Origin of the sequence: Paraburkholderia sp. RL17-383-BIF-A (assembly GCF_046028015.1) — a bacterium.
GTDB lineage: Bacteria > Pseudomonadota > Gammaproteobacteria > Burkholderiales > Burkholderiaceae > Paraburkholderia.
The window spans coordinates 1-725 of sequence record NZ_JARESR010000080.1 but is presented as its reverse complement, the minus strand read 5'-3'; the positions used below and the strand labels follow the sequence as shown (position 1 = coordinate 725).

At 65.9% G+C, this 725-nt stretch carries 1 protein-coding gene; it reads left to right on the top strand.

Annotated elements, in window-relative coordinates:
• A partial coding sequence (locus tag P0D71_RS36005) for a Rossmann-fold NAD(P)-binding domain-containing protein (protein ID WP_459252307.1) occupies nucleotides 1-725 on the top strand: 725 nt, incomplete at both ends.

Genomic DNA, 725 nt, shown 5'->3' with positions numbered 1-725 from the left:
GAGACGCGCGCGCACGAAACCCGCGTCGCCGCGACGCCCGAAACGGTCAGGAAGTATGTGAGCCAGGGCCACCGGGTCACGATCCAGAGCGGCGCCGGCACCGGCGCAAGCTTTCCAGACGATGCCTTTACGGCCGCAGGCGCGGAAATTGTCGACGCCGCGACCGCTTTCGGCGCCGATCTCGTCCTCAAGGTCCAGTCACCGATCGACGCCGAACTGCCGCTGCTGAAGCGCGGCGCGACGCTGGTCGGCATGCTCGATCCTTTTAATGCCGAAAACTCATCAAAGCTGGCGGCTGCGGGCATCACCGCGTTCGCTCTGGAGGCCGCGCCGCGCACGACTCGTGCGCAAAGCCTCGATGTATTGAGTTCACAGGCGAACATTGCCGGCTACAAGGCAGTGCTGCTGGCCGCCACGCTCTATCCGCGCTTCATGCCGATGCTGATGACCGCCGCGGGCACCGTCAAGGCGGCGCGCGTGCTGATCCTCGGCGCGGGTGTGGCCGGTTTGCAGGCTATCGCAACGGCCAAGCGTCTGGGCGCGGTGATCGAAGCGTCTGACGTTCGTCCAGCGGTGAAAGAGCAGATCGAATCGCTCGGCGCGAAGTTTCTCGATGTGCCTTACGAAACCGATGAAGAGCGCGAAGCCGCGCAAGGCGTCGGCGGCTATGCGCGGCCGATGCCGCCATCGTGGCTCACGCGCCAGTCGGCGCTGGTCCATGAGCG